The organism is Exiguobacterium sp. HVEsp1 (assembly GCF_002009685.1).
GTDB classification, from domain to species: Bacteria; Bacillota; Bacilli; order Exiguobacteriales; family Exiguobacteriaceae; genus Exiguobacterium; species Exiguobacterium profundum.
Map to the genome: position 1 here is coordinate 2595359 of NZ_KV917367.1, position 16744 is coordinate 2612102.

At 48.2% G+C, this 16744-nt stretch carries 15 protein-coding genes; 3 read left to right on the forward strand and 12 right to left on the reverse strand.

Annotation, left to right across the window (positions count from 1 at the left end; all coding sequences use genetic code 11):
- Nucleotides 1-10 precede the first annotated feature (10 nt).
- The 3 genes from BV910_RS13240 to BV910_RS13250 are packed head-to-tail and all read right to left on the reverse strand — an operon-like array spanning nt 11 to nt 4289.
- On the reverse strand, nt 11-1354 hold the full coding sequence (locus tag BV910_RS13240) for a phenylacetate--CoA ligase family protein (protein ID WP_078147703.1): 1344 nt from the start codon (nt 1352-1354) through the stop codon (nt 11-13).
- The gene (locus BV910_RS13245; protein ID WP_078147704.1) at nt 1354-2382 is read right to left on the reverse strand and encodes an NAD-dependent epimerase; all 1029 of its coding nucleotides are present in this window, start codon (nt 2380-2382) and stop codon (nt 1354-1356) included. Before BV910_RS13245 ends, BV910_RS13240 begins: the two co-directional genes overlap by 1 nt.
- Nucleotides 2379-4289 carry a polysaccharide biosynthesis protein gene (locus tag BV910_RS13250; RefSeq protein WP_078147705.1) on the reverse strand — a complete coding sequence of 637 codons (1911 nt, stop codon included), beginning with the start codon at nt 4287-4289 and terminating at the stop codon, nt 2379-2381. The genes BV910_RS13245 and BV910_RS13250 overlap by 4 nt, the downstream gene beginning before the upstream one ends.
- Before the next feature lie 396 nt (nt 4290-4685).
- Here BV910_RS13250 and BV910_RS13255 point away from each other — a divergent pair, with 396 nt between their 5' ends.
- Complete coding sequence (locus BV910_RS13255; RefSeq protein ID WP_012727425.1) at nt 4686-5438, forward strand: homing endonuclease associated repeat-containing protein; 753 nt, start codon at nt 4686-4688, stop codon at nt 5436-5438.
- 56 nt (nt 5439-5494) lie between these two features.
- Here BV910_RS13255 and BV910_RS13260 read toward each other — a convergent pair whose 3' ends face one another.
- From BV910_RS13260 to speE, 4 genes are all read right to left on the reverse strand, one after another.
- Nucleotides 5495-6451, reverse strand: coding sequence for a sodium-dependent bicarbonate transport family permease (locus BV910_RS13260; RefSeq protein WP_078147706.1), 957 nt, complete (start codon nt 6449-6451; stop codon nt 5495-5497).
- Nucleotides 6452-6669: 218 nt separating this feature from the next.
- Nucleotides 6670-7029: a Na-translocating system protein MpsC family protein gene (locus BV910_RS13265; protein ID WP_031422162.1), complete on the reverse strand. Its 360-nt coding sequence runs from the start codon at nt 7027-7029 to the stop codon at nt 6670-6672.
- Nucleotides 7030-7911 carry an agmatinase gene (gene speB, locus BV910_RS13270; RefSeq protein WP_012727428.1) on the reverse strand — a complete coding sequence of 294 codons (882 nt, stop codon included), beginning with the start codon at nt 7909-7911 and terminating at the stop codon, nt 7030-7032.
- On the reverse strand, nt 7908-8747 hold the full coding sequence (gene speE, locus BV910_RS13275; RefSeq protein WP_012727429.1) for a polyamine aminopropyltransferase: 840 nt from the start codon (nt 8745-8747) through the stop codon (nt 7908-7910). The genes speB and speE overlap by 4 nt, the downstream gene beginning before the upstream one ends.
- A gap of 201 nt (nt 8748-8948) precedes the next feature.
- On the opposite strand from speE, the gene BV910_RS13280 reads away from it, so the two are divergent.
- Entirely contained in the window at nt 8949-9887 is a 939-nt protein-coding gene (locus BV910_RS13280; protein ID WP_078147707.1) for an EAL domain-containing protein, read from the forward strand.
- Nucleotides 9888-10156: 269 nt separating this feature from the next.
- Nucleotides 10157-11686: a cardiolipin synthase gene (gene cls / locus BV910_RS13285; RefSeq protein ID WP_240499860.1), complete on the forward strand. Its 1530-nt coding sequence runs from the start codon at nt 10157-10159 to the stop codon at nt 11684-11686.
- On the opposite strand, the gene BV910_RS13290 is transcribed toward cls, so the two are convergent.
- The 5 genes from BV910_RS13290 to BV910_RS13310 form a co-directional block, all read right to left on the reverse strand.
- Nucleotides 11662-12201, reverse strand: a complete 540-nt coding sequence (locus BV910_RS13290; RefSeq protein WP_078147709.1) for a TVP38/TMEM64 family protein — start codon at nt 12199-12201, stop codon at nt 11662-11664. The two genes, cls and BV910_RS13290, sit on opposite strands and share 25 nt — an antisense overlap.
- A 57-nt stretch (nt 12202-12258) precedes the next feature.
- A complete protein-coding gene (locus BV910_RS13295; RefSeq protein WP_078147710.1) occupies nt 12259-13536 on the reverse strand; it encodes a dicarboxylate/amino acid:cation symporter in 1278 nt (425 codons plus the stop codon).
- 156 nt (nt 13537-13692) lie between these two features.
- Nucleotides 13693-14196, reverse strand: coding sequence for a YwhD family protein (locus BV910_RS13300; RefSeq protein WP_078147711.1), 504 nt, complete (start codon nt 14194-14196; stop codon nt 13693-13695).
- Between the two features lie 55 nt (nt 14197-14251).
- A complete protein-coding gene (locus BV910_RS13305) occupies nt 14252-15301 on the reverse strand; it encodes a DUF871 domain-containing protein (RefSeq protein ID WP_078147712.1) in 1050 nt (349 codons plus the stop codon).
- 60 nt (nt 15302-15361) lie between these two features.
- The gene (locus tag BV910_RS13310) at nt 15362-16735 is read right to left on the reverse strand and encodes a PTS transporter subunit EIIC (RefSeq protein ID WP_078147713.1); all 1374 of its coding nucleotides are present in this window, start codon (nt 16733-16735) and stop codon (nt 15362-15364) included.
- Nucleotides 16736-16744: the final 9 nt, after the last annotated feature.

Sequence of the window (16744 nt, forward strand, 5' to 3'; positions counted from 1 at the left end):
TCTCCTCTCGCTAAGTGTAGAGTCGTTTCACGACTCGGACTTTTCCGTTCTTTTCTTTCTTGATGCTTTTCACATCTCGTAGAAGAACTTTCATCCGTGAAGTAAACAGTCGCTCGACTTCTTTTTGGAGCGCGACTTCATGTTCAGGCTCAAATCGTGCCTCATCCTTCACGTACAGCATCTCAATTTCGTCTATTTTGTGTTGCAACACTTGGATTTGAATAATGGAGTTCGGCAGCACGCCGACCGCTGCCGTCAAATCCCCTTCAAACACCTTATAGCCTTCCGGCGTCTCAACATAGTTCATTTGACGACCATCGATTGACTCGATAATGGTGTCCTGTCGTCCACATGGACACATCGCTTCACTGATGGTCATCCGATCGCCAATGCGGTAGCGAATCAGCGGTGTTCCGTGCGTCGTGAAACTGGTGACGAGTGCCTCTCCAAACGCATCCGTCTCGATGATTCCCATCTCAGGGCGTAAGTGCATCTTCCCGCACTCACACTCCGTAACGATAGGAGCCCCTTCCGAAGAAGCATATTGATCGTAAACCGGCGCTTGGAACATCTCTTCTAACAACAAGCGTCCGGATGGTGTGAGCGTCTCCGAGGTCGGAAATAAAGCCACCGGTCGGAACGATAACGTCTTTTGATGGGTTTTCAAATATTTTGCGATTTCAATCATATCGGAAGGTGAACCGTCGAGTGCGGCCGGTTGAAATTCGTTCAACGAATCGATGTAGTGTGGAATCGTCGTCGGATTCGAATGCACGACCGAGTAGAGCATTTGCTTCATCGGGGCATTGTACCGCCAGTACACCGCATTCTTTTGATTACCTGGACAAATCATCCGCCCTGTAAAACTAGCTCGCTTCATCCCACGGCGAAAACCATGTTGTTCTTTAAAAAAATCGAGATGCGCCATCCGCATTTGATAATCGTATTCGGTGAAACGAACCTGAATCGATTTACCCGTCGTCCCGCCCGTCATGCCGATGATCGGGGCATGAAGGTTAGAAAAGATGGTTTCATCCGTTCGAAGCGTCTCTTTCTCCAAAGGGGGAATCCGCTTAAAGTCTTCTAAGCTCTTTAAGGGTAAGGTAACCCCGTGTTTTTTGAAGAGTCGCTGATAGTACACGTTGTGTTGATTACAAAACTGTAGGAATTGATTCAAATGATTGAGTTTTGCATCAGGTGACGCTTCATTTGGAGCACGTCTCAGTCGCTCCAATTCCTGCTCATAATACTGACCGTATCGCTCCCGATATAACTTGATTCCATATAAGGAAACCAGCCAATTTTGGAGGCGAATCGGTGAGTGTGCATAAATCCGATCCTGTAAAATCCCCATTACTCGATGCCCTCCTTCAACACTTGATGATAGGCGATGTACCAGTCGATAAACGCGTTTACGCCATCGCGAATCGACGTCTGTGGTTGAAAGTCAATCGATTCATATAAAGAGGAGGAATCGGCAAAACTCGCGGGTACATCTCCCGCCTGAAGTGGTAACAAGCGGAGGATGGCCTTTTTCTCGACTCGCTCTTCGATCGTCCGAATAAAGTCCATCAAGGATACCGGTTGCTGATTTCCAATGTTATAGACACGAAACGGAACGTCGCTCCGGTCAGGTAGAGGATGTTCATAGTCAAACTCCTCATCTGCCAACGGTGCGATATCCATAAGTCGGACAATCGACTCGATGATGTCGTCGATGTATGTGAAATCTCGTTCCATCTCACCGTAGTTGTAGACATCGATTGGCTCACCTTTTAAAATCGCCTCCGTAAATTTGTATAGTGCCATATCGGGGCGTCCCCATGGCCCATAGACGCTGAAGAATCGCAAGCCTGTCGTTTTCAGACCGAACAAATGGCTGTACGTATGAGCCATCAACTCATTCGCCTTCTTCGAAGCCGCATACAAGGATAGCGGATGATCGACCGGATGTTGTTCGGAAAATGGCATCGCCTGATTCGAACCGTAAACCGAACTCGATGAGGCATAAATCAACTGCTCTACTGGATAGAAACGACAAGACTCCAAGATGTTCAAGAAACCAACGATGTTGGATTGAATATAGGCATCCGGATTTTCTAAGCTGTAGCGTACACCGGCCTGAGCCGCCAAATTGACCACGATTTGAGGTTGATTTTTTTCAAAGACACGCGTGATCGCCATCTTATTTTCTAGGGCATCACGATAGAGTTTGAAACGAGGATGCGTCAACACATGAAGTCTTGATTCTTTTAATCTCGGGTCGTAATAGTCATTGACCACATCGATCCCGATGACATGATGTCCTTCTTTTAGCAACCGTCGAGCCAGATGAAAACCGATGAACCCGGCCACTCCGGTCACGAGAACTGTTTTTTTCATAACGACTTCCTCCTTTGCGTTGACTCGTTGACTCGCATCCGTACCGGTTCGATTTGTGGCGCAAAAATACTTTCCATCACTTCTTCTGGCAGTTCGTTATTTGCGACAAACAACAAGAAAGACGTGAGACCGTTCGATTGATCGAGTAGATATTCAATCGTTATCAAAATCGGATCAACCGATTTAAAGGGTCTTGTACAACCGACGAAAATCTTTTCATATACTTGATTCGTATGTTCGCTCGTTGTGAGCAGTTCTTCGAACAGCTTCTCACCAGGACGAATGCCACTGAAATGAATCGGGATTTGCTCGAGGGTGAAGCCGCTCAAGGTAATCATCCGTTTCGCCAAGTCCACGATTTTGACGGGATTTCCCATATCTAGTACGAACACTTCGCCGCCGTTTGCGCGTACGCTCGCTTGAATGACGAGGCGACTCGCTTCAGGGATGGTCATAAAGTATCGGGTCATCTCTGGATGCGTCACCGTAATCGGTCCGCCCCGCTGAATTTGTTCTTTAAAGAGCGGAACGACGGAGCCACGACTTCCTAAGACGTTGCCGAAACGAACGACCGAGAATGTCGTTTCGCTATGTCGCGCCTGCTGTTGGACAATCATTTCTGCTACTCGTTTCGTGGCACCCATCACGTTCGTCGGATTGACCGCCTTATCCGTAGAGATCATGACGAACCGCTTCACTTCAAAGAAATCGGCGGCTTCGACCATATTCTTCGTTCCGTAAATATTGTTTTTCACTGCCTCTCTCGGATTGTCTTCCATGAGCGGAACGTGCTTGTGAGCTGCCGCATGATAGACAACGTCCGGTCGATATTGATCAAACACTTCCATCACCCGCGCCCGGTCTTGGACGTCACCGATGACGGGACAAATCTCTGTATCAGACCCGAGTAAGCGGAGTTCGCGATCGATTGCATATATGCTATTCTCGCCATGTCCAAACAGGATGAGTTTGCCAGGATTGAATTTCATCAATTGACGGCAAAGCTCTGAACCAATCGAGCCTCCTGCACCGGAGATGAAAATGGTTAATCCACTCAACGTTTGAGAAATCTCCGAAACATCGAGCTGAACCGGTTCACGGCCGAGCAAATCTTCGATGGCCACTTCTCGAATCTCATTTAATGAGACTTTTCCGGATGCGAGTTCCGCAAGCATTGGCAGTGCATGGGATTCAACGCCTGTTTTCTCGATTCGTTTCAAAAGTTGGACCCGATCTCCGTAAGGAAGAGAAGGAATGGCCAACACAACCACTTCGATATTCAGCTCTTCAATTTTGCGTTCTAATAAATCGATTGAACCGATGACCGGTGTCCCGTGAATGTAGAGACGGTGAAGCAATGGATTATCATCCAACACCCCGACCACATGCAGCACATTCGTTCGATGCTCTTTCAGTTCTTTAATGATTTTTTGACCCGATTCCCCACCACCGATAACCAAGGTAGCTTTTCCATTCGACACCGGTGCGTGAAATCGGAAAAACGATCGTGTCCTAGCAACGAGTCGGATAAATAACATTCCGTTAAATGCGAGTAAGCTTTGAATAAAAATTGCTTGATAGGAAAAGCCATCCAATAATACGTATGATGCGAATAAGACGAACGTGTCACTCATGACCAACACAATCGCCAGTAGTTGCAATTCACGCATCGATCCGTATCGCCAGTCGATTCGGTATACCCGAGTCACCCATCCTAAAATGAGAAGAACGAGCGTCTTCAATCCGAGGATCGTGATCAAATCTAGCGGGTCAGATGTTACCGTCGGATCATTTGCAAAGAATAGGTCAAACGTCACGAAAATCGCGAGCCCTGCAATCGTGATATCGAGTAACATCAAGAGCGCATTTTTTCGATCAATGGGAGACCGAACAGTTGGAGTACTCATCCTTTCACCACCTTCCATCCCAATCAGCTTCGAGTTGATGCTAGATAAGTACCCGTTCAAGATTCACAATCCAAAAGAAAAGAATAGCTTTTTGATACGAATGACATTTCGTCATGAAACGGTTTAACAAATGTGTAATGAGTTTTTATTTTCTTTTGTGAATATTTTTAATTTATATGGGTATTGTGGGAAGTAGAAGGTAGGACATTTGGATTATTTTCACTTTGAGATTTTGCGAATGTCGTATTCTCCCAAAGTAGTCAATCGATTCAGGTTCCTCCCTTTTCATATCTCGTCACCGGAAATATGTTCTAGCTTTCCTTCAGGACCACCATTGTTTAACCACACCATGACCTTTGAAGCCACGACTTGCTTCTGAAAAGGAGAGACATCACGATGAAACGATGGACAGAGCAACAGATCCTCTCATGCCTAAGACAAGCAGCGAATGAACTTGAAGAATTTGACACAAAACAGTACACACTATGGGCCCGAAACAAAGACGTCCCCTCCCTATCGACCGTGATTTACAAATTTGGTTCTTGGCGGGAAGCCGTTCAAGCGGCGGAGATTAAGATGTTGTATCGTTATTATTCAGATGAAGATATTTTGACCGCACTGATTGAGGCCTCAGAAGAACTTGAACTCTTCACGAGCCAAACGTATCGTGCCTGGGCAAAAATCTCGCAAGCCCCTTCTTTGACGCTGATCAGCAGCCGGTTCGGTTCGTGGTCGAATGCGTTACGTGAAGCCAAGCTTCAAACGACAACGGTACGGAACAATGAAGAACGGATCATCCAAGCCTTGATTGAAGCCTCCGAAAAGTTAGAGCGTCTCACGTCCCAACATTACGCCGTTTGGGCACAGGAAAAAGGCTATCCGACGGTAGCGACAATCGCTCGCAAATACGGTTCATGGAGCTATGCGCTTTTTGTCTTGGATATCGCTCCTCCGAAACGTAAATGGGATGAAGAAGATGTCATTGATGCCTTGCAGTTAGCCAAAACAGAGCTACCACATTTTAGTATCCTCCACTACCGGAAATGGGCCGAAGGTCGAAATGTTCCAAGTACATCGACAATCAATGCCTTATTCGGAAGCTGGACGGCTGCTTTAAAATGTATGGAGGAACAAAAAGTAAAACAGTAATCCATACAGATGAACTCATACAAAAAGCGCCGACTCTTTTCGAGTCGACGCTTTTTTCATGTGACGATCGCAATGTATAGCGGGATTCCAACTAACAGGTTGAACGGGAACGTGACAGCTAGCGAAAGGGTCAAATAAAATGATGGTTTCGCTTCTGGGACCGAGGCTTGTAACATGGCGGGAGCGGCGATATACGACCCACTCGCTGCGAGTGTCATCAAGAGGATCGTTCCGCCATCAGATAAATTGGCAATCCCCGCTGCAAAAAAGCCGACAAGTGCTCCGACTAACGGAAACACCATCCCCATCATCATAAATTTTAGTCCATATGACGGGACCGTTTTCAACTGCTGTCCGACTTTCATTCCTAGACCTAGTAAGAATAAGAGTAAAACGCCCGGGAACAAGTCGACGAAAAATGGTTTGAGCGGTGTGGTGTCTGGTGTCACCAGTCCAACAATCAGACCTGCAAACATCAAGAGAATACTTTTCGAGAACAAACTCTCCCGCAACACCGATAGAGAGTTCGCCTTCCCTGACGTAGCCGTGATTCCCATCACGTGTGTCTGATTATACAGCAGTAACGCCACAATCAGGCCGGGAATTTCAAGGACGACGACTAGTGTTGTCATGAACGGCTCGTACGCAATCCCGAGACGCTCGAGCTGTGTCGATGCTGCTACATAGGTGACGAGTGACACCGAGCCGAACGTTGCAGCCATGGCAATTCGCTCGGGGAATGAGAATTTGAACATCCCTCCGACATAGAACGCGAGAAGCGGTAGCAAAATTCCAATCAACAGCGTCACGGTCAGCGGTAATGCGATGTCTTCAAAAGATACCGAGGCGAGTCCCATGCCTCCCTTTAGTCCAATGGCAAGCAGTAAGTAAATGTTGAGCGTCGTACTCAGCGAATCCGGGATCTTTAAGTTTGATTTTCCGACTGCGGCGATGACGCCCGTCACGAACAGTAGTACCGGGGCGCTCGTCAATAAAAATAAAAACAATTCCATACATCTTCCTCCTTGGCGACAAAAAAGCGCACACCTAAAGAAGGCGTGCGCTGTATGCCGACGGCTCGAATGATCGCTCCGTCAGGCCGACAACTGTCGGTTTATTGAATTGGTCAGTAGCTCCGTCATAAGATTTCGAAAGCACGCTTCATCATGACTCGTCCAGTCGCTCCTATATACGTCTCTGCCTATCATTTTAAAAAGGTAACGTTTCGTTGTCAATCGGTTTGATCCCAAGGGGCATCTAGTCGGAACACGATGAGACGCTCCCCTGTTTTCGTACTGATGTCCGTATGGAGCGAGACAATCGAACGACCAAGTACTTGCCCGACAATCGTTTCGAGTTGACTCCGTCCTGATTCGACGAGATTGTTGCGGTATTTCTTCAATTGCTCGCGACCTGACGACTTAGTAGCCAAGTCATACTCGGCCGGCGTCAACACGCCTTGGAGTGTGACGATGGCGAGGTCTCGAAGCAGGTCTGCCTTACACGTCAATGACCCGCGACCCAAATATTCTTTTTCCCATTGGGTAATCCGAGCGCTCAGTTCCATTTCCAGCTGACCCTTTTTCCGCATTTACTTCACGAATCCAATCATCATCTCACGAAGAATCTTAGCTGCTGCGATGGCTGTCATGTCTGACTGATCGTATGCTGGTGACACTTCGACAAGGTCGGCACCGATGATGTCGAGGTCTGCGTTTGCAATCGCATGTACCGCTTCGAGCAATTCTTTCGTTGAGATGCCACCGATTTCTTGTGTCCCTGTCCCTGGTGCCGCTGACGGGTCGAGGACGTCGATGTCGATCGTGACATATACTTTTTTACCAGCGAGTGTCGGCAAGACGCGCTTGAGTGGTTCGATCACTTCAAACTGATGCATGTTGTAGCCGACTTCACGTGCCCACTCAAACTCTTCTTTCATCCCTGAACGGATTCCGAACGAATAGCAGTTCGATGGTCCAATCAAGTTTGCCGCTTTTTTGAGCGGAGTCGAGTGTGAGAGCGGCTCGCCTTCATACTCATCCCGAAGGTCCGTATGCGCATCCAAGTGGAGGATGACAAAGTCGTTGCCGTACACGTCGTGCATCGCTTTGATGATCGGCCATGTGACAAGGTGCTCACCACCCATGCCGAGTGGGAACTTGCCTGCTTTGACGACATCTTTGACGAACGCCTCGATCATATCGAGCGACTTCGGTGCGTTCCCGAATGGAAGCGGGATATCTCCTGCATCGTACACCGCGGCATCAGCCAAGTCACCGTCTAAATATGGGCTATATTCCTCGAGTCCAATCGATACTTCACGAATCCGGTTCGGACCGAAACGCGAGCCTGGACGGAAGCTGACTGTCCAGTCCATCGGCATCCCGTAAAGAACCGTCTTCGCCTCTGTCACCTCTGGGAGGCTGGCGATAAACACTTTACCTGAGTAGGCTTCATCGAAACGCTTAATCATTTTGTTAAGTCCTCCACGAATTTCGGAAGGACGAACGCTGCATTGTGAAGCTTCGGCGTGTAGTACTTCGTTTCGATGTCATGGAAACGCTCCGCTGATACTTGTTCCGGGTCGTATTTCTTCGAGCCGATCGTGAACGTCCACATGCCGCTCGGGTACGTTGGTACGTTTGCTGTGTACAATTTCGTGATTGGGAAGATTTCCTTCACGTCACGTTGAACCGTTTGGATGAGTTCTGGTGTGAACCATGGGTTATCCGTTTGAGCCACAAAGATGCCATCCTCTTTGAGCGCTTTTGAAATCCCTGCATAGAACCCTTTTGTGAAGAGGTTGGCTGCTGGTCCGACCGGTTCAGTCGAGTCGACCATGATGACATCGTACTCGTTTTCTGACTTCGCGATATGCATGAATCCGTCACCGACGATGACTTCAACACGCGGGTTGTCGAGCTCACCCGCAATATTTGGTAAGTATTTCTTCGAATATTCAATAACTTTCCCGTCGATATCTACGAGAACCGCTTTTTCTACTGATGGGTGTTTCATAATTTCACGGATGACACCGCCGTCTCCCCCACCGACTACGAGCACATGCTTCGGATTCGGGTGTGTAAAGAGTGGGACGTGTGCGACCATCTCGTGATAGACGAATTCGTCCTTATCCGTCGTCATGACCATCCCGTCAAGTAACAACATCGTTCCGAACTCGTCCGTTTCGACCATCTCTAGTCGTTGAAACTCCGTTTGTTCGCTCTCATAAACGTGGTTTACACGGAACGTAATCCCGTAATCTTCTGTTTGGTGCTCCGTAAACCATAATTTTAATTTTTGGTCCATCGATAGAACCCCTTTCTGTTCAAAAAGTTGTTCGTATGCGAGTGGCGTTTTGAGGCGCTTCTTAATCATACGATAGGAAGTATACAAAACCTGTACCCATTTTGCACGATTTTTTTGCGGGATCGGTCTTGAATGTGAGTTTTTTGTGATACGTTGCCGATATACTGATTGAACCAATTCTGAATCGAAAGGTGGAATAGTATGTGGTCACCCTGTGCTGCTTGTAACACAACCATTCCTTTGATTGCTCAAGGAACACTCGTCACGAAATTCAAGGAATACTCTTACAAAACGTTTGAAGAACTCGATACGCTCCTTCTGCATGCGGAAGGGACGGTTTACTGTGTCGATTATAACTCCAACAGTCAGACACCTCCACTTGAGGTCGAAGCACTAAAAGATCAGCTTGCACATCGGCACATCATTGAACAGATTCAGCACGGCACTTTCGAGAGTCATCTCCAACCGATTATCTTCCTCGATTCAACGGAAACGTTCGGATATGAAGCGCTCCTCCGCAGTAGCGCCAACATCTCACCTGGTGACCTATTCCGGACGGCAAACCGCTTCGGTCTCCATTCGAAACTCGATCAACGTGCCCGCGCGGAAGCAATCAAAGCAACGTTTGAAGCCGTCGCCCCTCAGCAAAAGACGTTCATCAACTTCTTACCTTCGACCATTTATAACCCGGACTATTGTCTCCAGCACACGTTTGACATCATTGACCGATATGACCTCAGCCCAGACCGCTTTATCTTTGAAGTCGTGGAGACGGAGAAGGTACATGACGTCGATCATCTCCAACACGTATTTTCGACATATAAAAAGCGGGGGATGAAAGTTGCATTAGACGATGTCGGGGCAGGCTTCTCGACAATCGATATGTTGAAGCGACTTGAACCGGACTATGTCAAAATTGACCGTTCCTATATCTCGTTTTGTGATGAAGACGCTGAAAAACGCGCTTTCCTCAAACAAGTGCGTGCGTTAACCCATTCGATGGGCATCACCCTTCTTGCTGAAGGGATAGAACGTATGGAAGAAGCAGATGTCTGTCGTGAGCTCGGATTCGATTTAGCGCAAGGATATTTCTTCGGAAAACCGGCTCCTGCCAATCAATACAAGATTGAAATCACATAAGTCATCACGTTCAAAAGCACAGGAATCGACTTCGTCGACATCCGGTGCTTTTCTTTCATTCATGCGCCAACAATACCTTGATTTTAGATATGAAAAAAAGGGTAAGAGATGAATAGTTATGGACTCTCTCGAAAGGAGGAACGGTTGTACACGAATATGTACTTCTTCGTTCGTTATCCCGACGAAATCAATGCTGTTTTGAACAGCGTGTACTAAAAAACGAGGGGGATTCCCCTCGTTTTCATTGTTCATCGAACTATAGAAAGGTCGTGTTTCCTTTGAAACGTCGCGTAATTCAACTGATCATCATGGTGATCAGTGTCATCTTGCTTATCGGTCTCTTGTTCTGGCTCGACATCCTTATTTCTATATTAATTGGAATCGCCATCATCGCACCGCTCGTCGTCGGATGGCAAATTCTATTTGACCAAGTACAACCTCAAGGGAAGCTCGCCTGGTTACTGACCGTCTTCTTCATTCCATTCATCGGTGTCTTGGCATGGATCATGTTTGGCCGAACGCCACGCCGTCATCGACGCTTCAAACGAACTTCATCAGAGATTCGGATGCTACGGCAAGCAATCGAAAGCGAGAAAATTGAAACTTCACCTGATATTGTGTCGTCTTACCCGTTGACACGGACACTCGAAAAATTAGGCGCATCCGGTGCCGATGGTCATACTTCGACTAAACTGCTCGTCAACGGTGAACAGAAATTTGATGCATTATTAGACGCCATCAACAGTGCAACCGATCATATCCACATCCAATACTACCTCTTTCGGACGGATGACATTTCGTTAAAAGTTAGAGACGCCCTCATTCAAAAATCGAATGAAAATGTCATTGTCCGCTTTCTGTATGACGGACTCGGTAGCCAAGAAATCGGGGAAGAGTTTATCCAACCGTTACGGGAGTCCCGTGTCCACGTTCAGGCGTTCGACCCCGTTTTGCATCCGTACCTGGTGTTTAACGCCAACTTCCGCAACCATCAAAAACTGATTGTCGTGGATGGGCGAATCGCGCTAACAGGCGGGTTGAATGTCGGGGATGAATATCTTGGGAAGAATGATAAACTCGGTTTTTGGCGTGACACCCATCTCCGTCTTGAAGGTCCGCTCGTCCGAGAATTGCAACAGCTCTTTGTCGAGAACTGGCTATACGCAGGACAAGGGACGAGTGATGAGACGTGGGATCTGTTCGCAGATGAAAAGAACCTCTCTCAGTACTTTGTCAATGAACCAAAAGGGCAAAACGGAGCGACACAACTACTCGTCACATCGCCTGGTAAAGACGTCACGATTCGCGATGGACTCATGCGTCTGTTGATGGATGCCAAAAAATCGATTTGGCTCACCACCCCATACCTTGTCCCCCCGCCTGAACTATTGGCCATTCTTGAAGTCGCAGGTCGTAGCGGCATCGATGTCCGAATCGTCGTACCGGGCAAAGGAGACGAATGGTTCAGCTTTCATGCGACCGAGTATTATTTTGAACAACTGTTGAAGCGCAATATCAAAATTTATAAATACAACCGCCATTTCATCCATGCGAAAACACTACTGATTGATGGTAACGTTGCCCTCGTCGGATCAGCCAACTTCGACTTTCGTAGTATGTTTCTCAACCACGAGATGATGATTGCCCAATTCGATACTACATCCATTCAAGAACTGCACGAGGCATTTCTAAAGGACTTTGATGAATCCATTTTAATCGATTGGACCATGCTGCGGAAAAAGACGACCGGCAAACGTTTCGTCGAAGCGTTTTGTCACATTTTCTCGCCACTCCTTTGACGCATTCGCCAAACAAGATACGTCATGGCGACGACACCAACTAAAAACAATTGCCATCCAATCGTTAACTGCATCGCTGCCGTCACCGCCAGTCCTTCCATAATCAAGGCAGGAATCTTTCCAATCGTACTTGCTACTGCGAACGAGGCGAGCGTCATGCGACTGAACGCCGCCGATAACGTGACGAGACCAGAAGGAACGAATGGCATAAGACGCATCCCGAGGACGAGAAACCAAGCCTCGGCTCCTTCGGACTCCCGAAGCCGTTGGAATCGGCTACCATTCGGAGAAACATAACGGTGTAGGGCTTTCCGATAAAGGATGAAACTCACGACGGCGCCAACTGCCTCCCCGACAATCGATACGAGGATGCCCGGTACGAGACCGAGGACACTCACATTGATGGCTGTCAAAAAAGCACTAGGGAGGACACCGGCGACCGCAATCACACTATTCAGTAAAATACTGATCATCAAAAATAAAGGGAGCGGGAGCAGTTCCCATTCCATAATCATCACTCTTTCTCTTCACAAAATAAGGACCATGACATGTTGTCATGGTCCTTCACTATATCATAGCGATGATGAAGAGGTCGCGCCTGCTTCATCCCACGAGTCTTCGTCGACTGGTGGTAAATGTTTTTCTTCCAATTTCGAAACGACAACCGCACATGCCGCATCCCCCGTGATGTTGACAGATGTGCGAAGCATATCGAGAATACGGTCGACCCCGATAATGAGGGCGATTCCCTCTACCGGTAAGTTGACTGACTGAAGCACAAGCGCAAGCATGACAAGTCCGACTCCCGGTACACCCGCTGTACCGATCGAAGCGAGGACCGCCGTGATGACGACCGTCAACAACTGAGTCATTGTTAAGTCAGAAGCGAACACTTGCGCGATGAAAATCGTCGCAACCCCTTGCATGATCGCCGTTCCGTCCATGTTGACCGTTGCCCCGAGTGGTTGCACGAACGATGAAATCGAACGCGGCACACCGAGTTTCGTCTGCGCGACTTCCATCGATACCGGAAGCGTCGCATTCGACGAAGATGTCGAGAACGCAAAGGTCATCGCCTCATAGAAGTTCTTGAAGAAGAAGACCGGGCTCATCTTCCCGATGAAATATACTGCTGCCCCGTAGACAATCGTGGCATGCAAGAATAACGTCAAGACGACGGCAATCATATACCACGCCATCGCGACGACGGCATCAAGACCGATGCCTCCGATTGCAGAAGCAATTAATGCGAATGCGCCGTATGGAGCGAGCTTCATCACGAGATGAATGAGGTGCATCATGATGCGATCGCCTTGTTTGACGAATTGACGCCACGTCTTCGCCTTGTCCCCGAGGGCAATCAACGCAAACCCAATCAATGCCGCAAAGACGATGATTTGAAGCATGTTTCCTTCAGCGAGCGCCGTAATCGGATTCGTTGGAATCATATTGACGAATGTCTGTACGATATTAGACGATTCCTCGGTCGCTGTTGATTCAAATTCAAGACCTGTCGTTGGGAAGTCCCCACGCTCCCCTGGCTGTAAGACGGATGCAACACCCATCGCTAACATGATCGCGAGCGCTGTCGTCGCTAAGAAGAACAGAATCGACTTCGACCCGACTCGACCTAGTTCTTTCGGGTCCCCGAGACCCATGACGCCTAAAATAATCGAGAAGAAGACAATCGGTACGACTAACATTTTAATTAAATTCAAAAAGATCGTTCCGACCGGAGATAAAATATACGGATTCACAATCTCATAAACATTATCCGGCAAGCCCGCCAATCCGAGACCAACAACAACACCTAGCGCGAGACCGATTAAGATTTTTTTCGTTTCGCTCATCGTATCACCCTTTCTTTTTTTCACAATGTAGTCAGTATATCATAATACTGAATTTTCATACAATTACAACTGAATATCTCTTCAGTTACATAATTTCCTGTTACTCCCAAAAATGCGAAACAAAAAAGATTGGAGACGAAAATTCGTCCAATCTTTTTACTCGACGCCTAAGCGCTCGAGCTCTGCATGAAGTTCAGTCGAGTTTGCCCAAATCTCAGGGCGATGTTCTTGTAAGAAGTTCGCTAAAACGTCGCGGGACGGAGCGTCCATCATGTCGATTAAAATCCGACCCTTTAACGATTTGTCCATTTGATTGACGTGATACGGTAATAATTTATAACCCCGTCTCGCTTCCACGTCAACTAACATGTCACATGCCGCGACACCGCCATAATAAAAGCCTTCTGGTTTTCGACCGACCGTCACCCACACGATCCAATACGGTTTCCCGTTCGGTACCGCTTCCGGGTCCGTCAAAAACTTAATCCGTTTCTCGATGGCAGACTTGGCGTGCATCGCTCCCATATCGATTGTTGCAACGCCTTCTTCGACATCGATGATGACCGGAGACATGTTATTTAAACTAAGCGAACCGACACCAAAACCACCGTGTCCGTCCGTCGCATCGTCTGAAATAATATTAAAATTAATGTCTTTCATGTTCCACCCTCCCTCTCTACTGTACACAATGACATAGGATGGTGGCAATCCTGAGTCACACCCATTCGATTTGAAAGCGTCCTCCTGGACCGATCTGTTGGATTAATGAACGATCTTCTTCAATGATCCTTCCGATGACATTGACGCGCTCATCTGCCGGCAAATCCCGCTTCGTTATTTGCAGTTCCCCTGCATAACGACCGTAACGTTCATTGTCGATCGTGATACTGCCGAGCATTCTTTCTTCTGTATCTCGCGGTTGAATCAAATGGTCCCCAGGTCGTCCATACGCTCTCGATTCGACCGAACGGATGACGTCCCGGGCTGGGTCCATCCGATTCGTGTGACTTGTTGGAACCGAATCATCATGATTTCGTGTGGTCGCTCGAAGAACGATGACGCCCTCGTCGTACTCCCGAAACTGTCGCATCGTCTGATTGGATATACACGGATCTCCAATCAAGATTCGATCGACCGTCGCTTGTAAATCGATATAACACGAAAACGGAGATTGGTGGCGGTGCATCTCGAGTGTCGGTAATGTCTCATGAAGGGGGCCACGTAACCGTTCATCTCCAGGGATGAATGCTTGTACCCGTATTCCTTGCGCATGTAACCAGGCGTTTCTTTCATCAAACCAAGAACGCTCGAGTCCTGTTTCCGGACGAGGATAAAAGTTATGCCACGCTTCGACATGCTCACGTCGTAGCCCTTGTCGTAGCATCTCTTCAAGCTCTGCTTCCGTGAGCGTACTCGCATTGAGGGCGACCATCATATGTCGTGATAAATCCGCCACTTGTTTCGGTGTGACACCATAGTCAACACGTAACCCGGTGACACCCCACTCCAACAGCGCATGAGCATCATCCCAAGTCTTACCGAGTACCTGTAGAGACGATGGAGCGATATCCGCCACGAGTTCCATCTTTAGACGACTTGCCAACGCACCTAATTGCTGAAGTCGTTCCGTATAAGTTGTCGGATCGTCTTCCGGAATATGGAGCGACGTGAAGATGCTCGTAAACCCTGCCTCTCGCATGCGTTCCATCCAAGCCATCGAATCAAGTGTCAGTTCCTCACTTAAGTAAACCGAAATTCCTCTCATGTGAATCCACCTTTCCAAAAGTAGAGAAAAAGATGACTCGACTGGAGCCATCTTTTTTTATTAAATCCCGTCTGCCATCTCTTCTTTGAAACCGAAGAAATAAGTGAACAGGAAGCCTGCCGTATATGAAATCAATAGTCCGGCAATGTACGTCAAATACATGCCATTATCAATCAATGGTGTGAGCGATAGACCGGAAACACCAACCCCGAGCGCCGCTGTCTTCATCGTCGCTTGGAAAGCACCACCGACCGCGGCCCCGAGACACGCTGTCAAGAAGGGACGTCCAAGCGGAAGCGTGACCCCGTATAGGAGCGGCTCCCCGATTCCAAGGAAACCTACCGGAATGGCCCCTTTGATAATGTTACGAAGGCGTGGGTTGCGCGTCTTCACAAAAATAGCAAGCGCTGCACCGACTTGACCCGCCCCGGCCATCGCCAAGATTGGGAGAAGGGCCGTCGTTCCGACCGTGTTCAACAGTTCCAAATGGATTGGCGTCAAACCGTGATGCAATCCGACCATGACAAGCGGTAAGAAGAATCCGGCCAAGAGTGCCCCTGCGACAGGTCCCCCGAATTCAAGCGTCGCATTGATTCCTCGCATGATACCGTCTGACAATACGCCAGCGACCGGCATGATCGCATATAAAGCAGTAAATCCAACGATCAAGACTGTAAAGAGTGGTGTGAAAATAATATCAATGGATACCGGCATGAAGCGACGAATGTGCTTCTCGATATACGTCATGAGCCAACCGGCAAAAATAACACCGAATAATCCACCACGCCCGACGACGAGCGGCTCCCCATAAATGACGATGTCCGCGAGGAGTGGGTTGAACAGAATCCCCCCGGCAATCGCCCCGAGTACCGGCGTTCCTCCAAATTCTTTTGCCGTGTTCCAACCGACAAGGATGGCCAAATACGCGAAGACCGTGCTACCGAGCACGAGTAGAATCTGCATCCACGTCTCCGTCCGGTCGACGCCGGCGTTGACGGCAAAGTTCGCAGCCCCGTTAATGATTCCCGATGCGACAAGTCCCGGAATGAGCGGAATGAAGATATTCCCGAGGCGACGAAGGAATCGTTTGAACGGTGACTTTTGTTTTTCTTTCACCTTCTGGCGTTCGATCGCCGCACGCTCCTCTAACGTCAGGTTCGCATCAACCGACTCTTCCCCGATTGCGAGCCCTGTCTCATGACTCATATAATCCGCGACCCGATTCACAGTACCTGGGCCGACGACGATTTGCAGCGTCTCATCATTGATGACACCCATGACCCCGTCAATCTTTTTCAATGCGTCAATGTCTGCCTTCGTTCCATCTTTCAGCGTCAGTCGAACACGTGTCATACAATGCGCGAGTTGACGGATGTTCTCTTTCCCCCCGACATGTGCGAGGATATCCCGTGCTAAAACCTCTTCTTTCTTCATCTCGATTTC